The following is an 8,141-nucleotide window of genomic DNA, read 5'->3' as shown; positions in this document are numbered from 1 at the left end:
TTTTATATGTGTTGAATTTTTATAATCCCAATAAGTTTAAGTAAATTTGCCCCTTATTTTTTAAAAGTGCAAAAAGAAATCATTGTTATCATAGGTGGTCCTGGTACAGGAAAAACTACTATTATAGACGGATTGGTCGCAAAAGGCCATTGCTGTTATCCCGAAATTTCACGTGAAGTTACCATGGAGGCAAAAAAACAAGGAATAGAACAATTATTCCTTGAAAAACCATTGCTTTTTAGTGAATTATTGCTTGAAGGTAGAATAAAACAATTTTACAACGCTCAAAACGAAGCTCATAATGTAGTTTTTATAGACAGAGGAATCCCTGATGTTTTGGCTTACATGCACTACATAGGCGATAGTTACCCTGCAAGTTTTGATGTTGCTTGTAAAGAACACACGTATTCAAAAATATTCATCTTACCACCTTGGGAAGAAATCTATATAAGTGATGATGCTCGCTACGAAAATTTTGAGCAAGCAAAACTCATTCACAGTCATCTTATTGAAACGTATAAAAACTATGGCTACGATTTAATTGAAGTTCCGAAAGACACAATGGAAAATAGAATTCATTTTATCTTAAACACTATCTCGAATTAGTTGCATCAACAAGGAGTTATAATTTTTCATGGTAACAAAACAAATACTTTATGAATGATGCTCTTGCTGTTCTTCAAAAATATTGGAAACACAACTCCTTTAGATCGCTTCAAAATGAAATCATTCAATCTGTCCTGCAGGGTCAAGACACCCTTGCAATATTACCAACAGGAGGTGGGAAATCAGTGTGCTTTCAAGTCCCAGCGCTTTTAAACAAAGGAATATGCCTTGTCATTTCGCCACTAGTAGCATTAATGAAAGATCAAGTAGCTAATTTACAATCAAAAGGCATCAAAGCAATAGCCTTGACAGGAGGCATTAGAAGCGAAGAAATGATAGATTTGCTAGACAACTGTCAATACGGTGATTATAAATTTCTTTACTTATCACCCGAGCGCTTACAATCAGACTGGATTATTGACCGCATAAAAAAACTTCCTATAAATTTAATTACAATTGATGAAGCTCATTGTGTATCCCAATGGGGACATGATTTTAGACCCGCATACCTAAAAATTTCTACACTTAAAGAGTACTTCCCAAACACTCCTTTTCTGGCCTTAACCGCAAGTGCAACTCCCCGAGTAAAAACAGATATCATACAACAACTTAGTCTTGAGAAGCCAATATTATTTGAAAAATCTTTTTCAAGACCAAACATTGCTTACATGGTTTTTGAAGTTGAGGATAAATTGTTTAGAGTGGAACAAGTTTTAAAAAAAAATCCAGAACCTTCTATTATTTATGTTCGAAATAAAAAATCAACCCTTGATGTTGCTTCCCAATTAAACAGTTTAGGATTTAAAGCTACTTACTATCACGGAGGGCTCACTACAAAAGAGAAAGATAAAAACATGCAGGCCTGGATGCAGGAAGAGGCACAAGTCATTGTAGCAACAAATGCTTTTGGAATGGGAATAGACAAACCCAATGTAAAAACGGTAATTCATATACAATTACCAGAAAACATGGAGAATTATTACCAAGAAGCTGGTCGTGCCGGACGTAATGAAGAAAAAGCTTTTGCAATTCTACTCACGAGTCCATCAGATATAATTCATGCCGAGAATCAGTTTTTAAACAATTTGCCTGACAAGAAGTTTTTAAACCTAATGTATGTAAAGCTTTGCAATTATTTCCAAATTGCCTATGGCGAAGGTATTGACGAGCAATTTACATTTAATTTGAATCAATTTTGCATCAAGTATAAATTTCCTACCTTAAAAACGTATGCTGCAATGCAGTTTTTAGACCGCCAAGGAGTCATTACTTTATCACAAGAATTCTCAGAGAAAATCACTTTGCAATTCACCATACCGTCAAAAGAAGTAATTCGATACATGAGTTTGAATCCAAATGATGAAGAAATAATTTTAGCTATTTTGCGCACATATCCAGGTATATACGAGATGCAAACCCCTTTCAACCTGCAGCTTGTAGCAAAAAAATCAAATCATAAGGAAGCTCAAGTACAAGCTGTTTTACTCAAATTAAAAGAAAAAAATATAGTAGAATACCACTCTAAAAGTAATGACACTACATTAGTTTTTAATGAAATTCGAGAAGACGAGAGAACAATAAATAGGATTTCCAAACATTTAGAACATCAAAACCAATTAAAAAAAACTCAGCTAGAGTCTGTAATTGCGTACATAAAAAATAAAAACACTTGCAAAAGTCTACTAATCCTAGACTATTTTGGAGAGAAAAACATACAGAATTGTGGTCACTGCTCCTATTGTATTACCCATAAAATAAAGAAAAAAGACAGTAAGAATCTTGCTCAAGAAATAGTAACTTTGCTCAAGCAAGGAGATTTAAGCTCCAGAGATATTCAAAATAAAACCAATAGTTCAACCGAAGACGTTTTTTCCGTTTTACAAGATTTATTAGAAAACAACATCATATTGGTTCAACCAAACAATACTTACACATTACGATTATGACAGATAAATTACGAATTGTATTTATGGGAACTCCAGACTTTGCAGTTGGGATACTTGATACTATTTTAAAAAACAACTATAATGTAGTAGGTATCATCACTGCAGCTGACAAACCTGCTGGACGCGGTCAAAAAATAAAATTTTCGGCTGTAAAAGAATTTGCGTTACAAAATCAGCTTCCATTATTACAACCAGTAAGCTTGAAAGATGAAGCTTTTTTATCCGAATTAAAAAACTTAAACGCTAATTTACATATTGTAGTAGCATTCAGAATGTTGCCAAAAGTTGTTTGGGACATGCCCGCATTAGGAACATTCAACCTACACGCTTCCCTACTTCCTGAATATAGAGGAGCTGCTCCCATAAACTGGGCAATTATCAATGGAGAAAGCAAAACTGGTGTAACTACTTTTTTTATAGATGATAAAATTGATACCGGAGCAATGATTTTAAGTGACGAAATTCCTATTGATGAGAACGAAAATGCGGGCCAACTACACGACAGATTGATGGAATTAGGCAGTAAAACTGTAATCAGAACATTAGAAATGATTGCAGAAGGTGATGTTTCTACTCAGATTCAAGAAGACAATGCATCAATTAAAACTGCGTACAAACTTAATAAGGAAAACTGTAAAATAGATTGGACAAAATCCGCAAGTGTAGTTCACAATTTAATTAGAGGATTATGTCCTTATCCAGCCTCATGGTGCTATATAAAAGACAATGAAGAAGAATGGAATGTGAAAATTTATGAATCTGAGGTGATTATTGAGAAGCATGGTCTTGAAATAGGAAGTATACATTGTACCAAGAAAGAATTAAAAATTGCTGTTTCTGACGGATTTGTAAAAATACTCAGCTTACAATTTCCCGGAAAGAAAAGAATGAATACAGGTGATTTATTAAATGGAATTGTTTTTTCTGCTTTTGCAAAAGCGTATTAGCCCCAACAAAACAAGGGAATCACAGTGAGAAACCTAGATTTATCAACAAAAAAAGCAAGTTATCAACAAATTAAACTAAATTAACACAAAACACTTGCGAGGAAAGGAAATCCACTTAAATTTGTATATTAACAATATTTGATAACCAACAATTAATAACTATTATTATGAACAAATCAGAATTAATCGATGCTATCGCTGCAGATGCAGGAATAACAAAAGCTGCTGCAAAATTAGCTTTAGAGTCTTTTTTAGGTAACGTGGGAGAAACCTTGAAAAAAGGTGGTAGAATTTCATTAGTAGGTTTTGGATCTTGGTCAGTATCTGCTAGAGCTGCAAGAGATGGTAGAAATCCTCAAACAGGTAAAACAATTCAAATTGCAGCAAAAAATGTAGTGAAATTTAAAGCTGGAGCTGAACTTGAAAGTGCAGTAAACTAATTTTAGAACACCATATATAGACAAAACCTTCCATTTGGAAGGTTTTTTTTTGCATTTCAACGAAAATATTTATGAATTAAATAATAAAAACCTTAATTTTAATAAAAAAATTATTCCAATGATTACAGATAAATTAAAAAAAGGACATTTGCTCATTGCAGAACCTTCCATAATTGGCGACTTATCATTCAACAGATCAGTAATTTTGCTAGCTGATTACAACCAAGAAGGCTCAATCGGTTTTATCATTAATAAACCCTTAAAATACACTATTCACGATTTAATTCCTGAAATTGACGCTTCTTTCAAGATTTACAATGGCGGACCTGTAGAACAAGATAACTTATATTTTATTCATAACATTCCTGATTTGATTCCAAATAGCATTGAAATATCAAATGGTATTTATTGGGGTGGTGATTTTGAATTCACAAAAGAACTTATCAATAAAGGATCTATTAACAACGACAACATTCGTTTCTTTTTAGGCTATACGGGCTGGCATGAAAACCAACTGGAAACCGAAATGAAAAGCAATTCATGGATAATAACAGCAAATAGTTATGAAAACAAGATCATTGGAAAATCTGCAACTCATTTTTGGAAAGAACAAATAATGGAACTTGGGGGTGATTACCTAATATGGTCAAATGCACCTGAAAACCCTTATTTAAACTAATTTTGCACAAGCTTATTTATTTCATCAAGCAACTGTAAAGCTATTTTTGAAGTATATGTTTTTTTACGATAATGTGTTATGGGTTGAATTCCTTTTATTACATTGGTAACAAATAATTCATCTGCTTTTTGAAGATCAAACGGAGAAATTACCTCTTCAAATACTTCAAGATTATCTATTTTTTTTGCTATTTGCAAAATTTGTTTTCGCATAATACCATTCAAACAACCTTCAGAAATGGGCGGCGTTATTAGCTTATTTCCTTGCACCATAAATATATTGCCTTGAAGTGCTTCGGCTACATTTTTACTGTCATTGAGCAAGATACAATTGTCTAAGCCATTCTCACTAGCAAAAATACTACCCGTTATATTGATAATTTTATTTGTTGTCTTAATACTCGAAAGTAATTGTTTAGAAATATAAAAATCCTTGTATAAATCTACTTCATACTTTTTATCTTCAATATAGTAACGAGAATTTTCAATTGAAACTACTTGAATCAAATATGATACGGTTTGATTTTGTGGCAAATAATACCCGCCTTCGTTTCTAAAAACTGTAATTCGGGCTCTTGCCGAACTAGACATTTCATTTTTAAGTACCAAAGAGATAATTTCTTCTTCAAGAAACTCCATAGTGAAATTCATAGGAATCTCCATTCGCAACACACGCATTGAAGCCATTAATCTGAAGTAGTGATCTTCTAGAAAAAGAATTTTACTATTTACAATTTTGACAGTTTCAAAAACTCCATCACCATACAAAAAAGCGCGGTTTTGTCCCCATTTGCAATCATCTTGAGAAACAATTGTTCCGTTAAAATTAACCATAAAAAAAGCCCTAAAATTAGTTAGGGCAAATATAGTTATAAATACTATTTTTAAACAGAACCTATGAGATGTTTTAAATCAGAAATTTGATTTTCCCATAATAAAGTAGCTTCGCTAACCTCACCTTTGTCGGCAAAGTCAACTACCATTAGTGATACATCTTTAGTAAGCTCATCAACCAGAATGTGTAGTTCAAAAAAGTACTCTGTATCCTTACTATTCTCGTCAACCCATTTGAATTTCACTTTTTCACCCGTTTTTTTTGAAGCAAGTCTAGCCTTTTCCTCTGAATCATTCCAAATAAAGGTAAAAAATTCTCCTCTAGAGTTAACGTTATCTGCAAACCATTCTGACAACCCTGATGGAGTTGATATGTATTGATACAGTAATTGTGGTGATGAATTTATGGGAAACTCGATTTCGTAACGTACTTTTTGATCCATGAGATACTTTTGTATTTTTTTGGAAATATATAGATAATTACCACATAAAAAAAGGATTTTGAAAAATATTTTTTTTTATTAATTTATGCTTGCAAGCTCTAAATTTATTTCTATATTTGCACCCGCAATGAGGGACAGTTAACCACCCTCCTATGGCGAGATAGCTCAGTTGGTTAGAGCGCAGGATTCATAACCCTGAGGTCCCGAGTTCAAATCTCGGTCTCGCTACAAGTTTTAAAAATCATAAAGTCTAGATTTTAAGCGGTATTAAAGCAATTTAATACCGCTTTTTTATGTCGAATTTATTACGATATTTACAATCTGAACACGATTTTGAACACGATTTGAAAGAAAAGAAGAAATACTCCGAACCTAAGATCTACAATGCAGACGGTGATTTGTCAAAACGTTGGTATGTTTATTTTTCTTTTAGAAGAACTGTTGATCTAACCTTAATTAGATTTCCTAGTAACATTTATGCTCCGCAACATCTTGATAAAAAAGGGAGAGTTCAATGGTTAAAAAGTATCCAACGTAACTTATCGATACTTTTAAAGGACGGCTTCAATCCCTATGATCCAAATAACAACTTTGAATTTGAAAGTGAAGAAAGTTTAAGCCATTCTATAAGAGAAGCTTTTGAATTTGCTCTGAACATTAAAAAAAGCACCTTAGCAGGTACGTCCTATCAGGGATTAGAGGGCAGAATGCTGCGATTTGAAAAATGGCTGAATGAAAATGGGTTTAAAAACAGCCTAATTACATCTGTAAACAAGAAAGTGGTCACCTCCTACTTAAACGAAATTTTAATTGCTACATCGGCTAAAAATAGAAATAACACACGCACTGACATCAGTTCTATGTTTACTGTTTTAGCAGATAATGAAATTATCCCTGACAACTTTATTCATAAAATTCCAGTTTTAAAAAGTACTCCTGAGAAAAATAAATCTTTTACTAGTGATCAAGAAACTGAAATTTTCAAATATTTAAACGAAAACAATACCTTACTATCCTTGTATGTAAAATTCATTTCCTTTAACTTTTTAAGACCAGTGGAAGTGAATCGTATTAAAATTGGCGACATTGATTTAAATGATAAAATTTTAAAAATTAAAACCAAAACTGGATTCAAAGTAAAGAGGATACCTCAACTGCTTATTGAAGAAATTCCTGATCTCTCCATTTATAAAAGTGATGCCTATTTATTTGGAAGAAAAGATTTTGGCCAATACTGGGAGGCTACGGAAAATAGCAGAAGAAATGATTTTTCGGATTATTTTTTAGAAGTCAAAAAGAAATTTGGGTTTGATAAAAATTACGGATTGTATAGTTTTAGACATACTTTTATAACTAAACTCTACAATACTTTCATAAAAGAAATGACACCAGATGAAGCCGAATCAAATATTATATCTATCACTGGCCACACTAGTAAAACGGCTCTTAGAAAGTACCTAAGGGAGATCAATGCATATATCCCAGATGATTATTCTAAGTATATAAGATAGATTGTGAGCTTTATAGAATGACTTAGCATAATTTTGCTTTTTAGTACAGTACAACGAATTATAAGTGGTCTGCAAAGGAAATAACAACTACTCCATAGAAAAGTGGTTTTGTTTGCTTTTTGAGCGCTAAAAACGCTATTAATTGTTTGTTTAATTTACCTAGAAATTCGATGCAAGCATGAGGCCATTCAAGCATACTAAAGACATCCCCACAAAAAGTCAGGAGACTTTTATCTCGTTTACAGTTTACAACACGATCTAAAACAGCTCGAAGTCAGAGACGTTCGAGCAGCACACACAAGAAATTTATTTATAAATAAGAACACTGCGCGTAGCGGGGATTAAAGGAGTGCAAAGAAAAATCAATATTAATGGCGTTTTGATATTGAGGCATATAAAATAACTATAAATTAGAAAGTTATGAAGTTAGAAATAGTATTGTTGCTTTTTGTTATTATAATAGTAGTGTTAATGTTTTATATTTTTTTTAAGTTTAAACTTTATGGAGCTATTAACTACATAGTAGGATCTATTCTAATTATAATGTTGTGTAAAATAGATCTATCTGGAGGTTTTCATAGTAAAGAAGAGGGTTTAGTCTATTTTATAGAATTGTTTTGTTTTTCTATTTTGTATTTCAGTTCATTTTTAAGATTTTTTTTTAGAGATGAATGCGAGAAAAGAAAATACTTTTTTTTGTTTCCAATAATCTTTTATTCATCGATTCTTTTATTTT

8 protein-coding genes and 1 tRNA gene are annotated in these 8,141 nt (G+C 32.2%); 7 read left to right on the top strand and 2 right to left on the bottom strand.

From position 1 onward, the window contains the following. Positions 1-66: 66 nt before the first annotated feature. The 5 genes from FPG59_RS11545 to FPG59_RS11525 all read left to right on the top strand — a co-directional run bounded on the left by FPG59_RS11545 (position 67) and on the right by FPG59_RS11525 (position 4,618). Entirely contained in the window at positions 67-606 is a 540-nt protein-coding gene (locus FPG59_RS11545; protein WP_086454750.1) for an AAA family ATPase, read from the top strand. A gap of 50 nt (positions 607-656) precedes the next feature. Next, a complete protein-coding gene (locus tag FPG59_RS11540) occupies positions 657-2,552 on the top strand; it encodes an ATP-dependent DNA helicase RecQ (RefSeq protein WP_086454749.1) in 1,896 nt (631 codons plus the stop codon). Next, positions 2,549-3,499, top strand: coding sequence for a methionyl-tRNA formyltransferase (gene fmt / locus FPG59_RS11535; protein WP_086454748.1), 951 nt, complete (start codon positions 2,549-2,551; stop codon positions 3,497-3,499). The genes FPG59_RS11540 and fmt overlap by 4 nt, the downstream gene beginning before the upstream one ends. Before the next feature lie 167 nt (positions 3,500-3,666). Next, on the top strand, positions 3,667-3,939 hold the full coding sequence (locus FPG59_RS11530; RefSeq protein WP_086454747.1) for an HU family DNA-binding protein: 273 nt from the start codon (positions 3,667-3,669) through the stop codon (positions 3,937-3,939). 118 nt (positions 3,940-4,057) lie between these two features. Then, positions 4,058-4,618, top strand: coding sequence for a YqgE/AlgH family protein (locus FPG59_RS11525; protein ID WP_086454751.1), 561 nt, complete (start codon positions 4,058-4,060; stop codon positions 4,616-4,618). Here the strand turns inward: FPG59_RS11525 and FPG59_RS11520 are convergent. Both FPG59_RS11520 and FPG59_RS11515 read right to left on the bottom strand, forming a co-directional pair. Next, positions 4,615-5,451, bottom strand: coding sequence for an aminotransferase class IV (locus FPG59_RS11520; protein ID WP_086454746.1), 837 nt, complete (start codon positions 5,449-5,451; stop codon positions 4,615-4,617). The genes FPG59_RS11525 and FPG59_RS11520 overlap by 4 nt on opposite strands. A 50-nt stretch (positions 5,452-5,501) precedes the next feature. After that, a complete protein-coding gene (locus FPG59_RS11515; protein ID WP_086454745.1) occupies positions 5,502-5,894 on the bottom strand; it encodes an START-like domain-containing protein in 393 nt (130 codons plus the stop codon). Between the two features lie 154 nt (positions 5,895-6,048). Here FPG59_RS11515 and FPG59_RS11510 point away from each other — a divergent pair. Continuing rightward, positions 6,049-6,122: transfer RNA gene (locus FPG59_RS11510), tRNA-Met, on the top strand. A 65-nt stretch (positions 6,123-6,187) separates the two neighbouring features. Next, entirely contained in the window at positions 6,188-7,405 is a 1,218-nt protein-coding gene (locus tag FPG59_RS11505; RefSeq protein ID WP_086454744.1) for a tyrosine-type recombinase/integrase, read from the top strand. Positions 7,406-8,141: the final 736 nt, after the last annotated feature.

The sequence above is a fragment of the Flavobacterium sp. FPG59 genome, assembly GCF_002150205.1.
Lineage (GTDB): Bacteria > Bacteroidota > Bacteroidia > Flavobacteriales > Flavobacteriaceae > Flavobacterium.
The sequence above is the reverse complement of the archived record's forward strand: the minus strand, read 5'-3'. Positions and strand labels throughout refer to the sequence as shown.

Coding starts and splice junctions, on each gene's coding strand:
- FPG59_RS11540 (WP_086454749.1), top strand. CDS start 657: ATGAATGATGCTCTTGCTGTTCTTCAAAAATATTGGAAACACAACTCC.
- FPG59_RS11520 (WP_086454746.1), bottom strand. CDS start 5,451: ATGGTTAATTTTAACGGAACAATTGTTTCTCAAGATGATTGCAAATGG.
- FPG59_RS11515 (WP_086454745.1), bottom strand. CDS start 5,894: ATGGATCAAAAAGTACGTTACGAAATCGAGTTTCCCATAAATTCATCA.
- FPG59_RS11505 (WP_086454744.1), top strand. CDS start 6,188: ATGTCGAATTTATTACGATATTTACAATCTGAACACGATTTTGAACAC.
- fmt (WP_086454748.1), top strand. CDS start 2,549: ATGACAGATAAATTACGAATTGTATTTATGGGAACTCCAGACTTTGCA.
- FPG59_RS11530 (WP_086454747.1), top strand. CDS start 3,667: ATGAACAAATCAGAATTAATCGATGCTATCGCTGCAGATGCAGGAATA.
- FPG59_RS11525 (WP_086454751.1), top strand. CDS start 4,058: ATGATTACAGATAAATTAAAAAAAGGACATTTGCTCATTGCAGAACCT.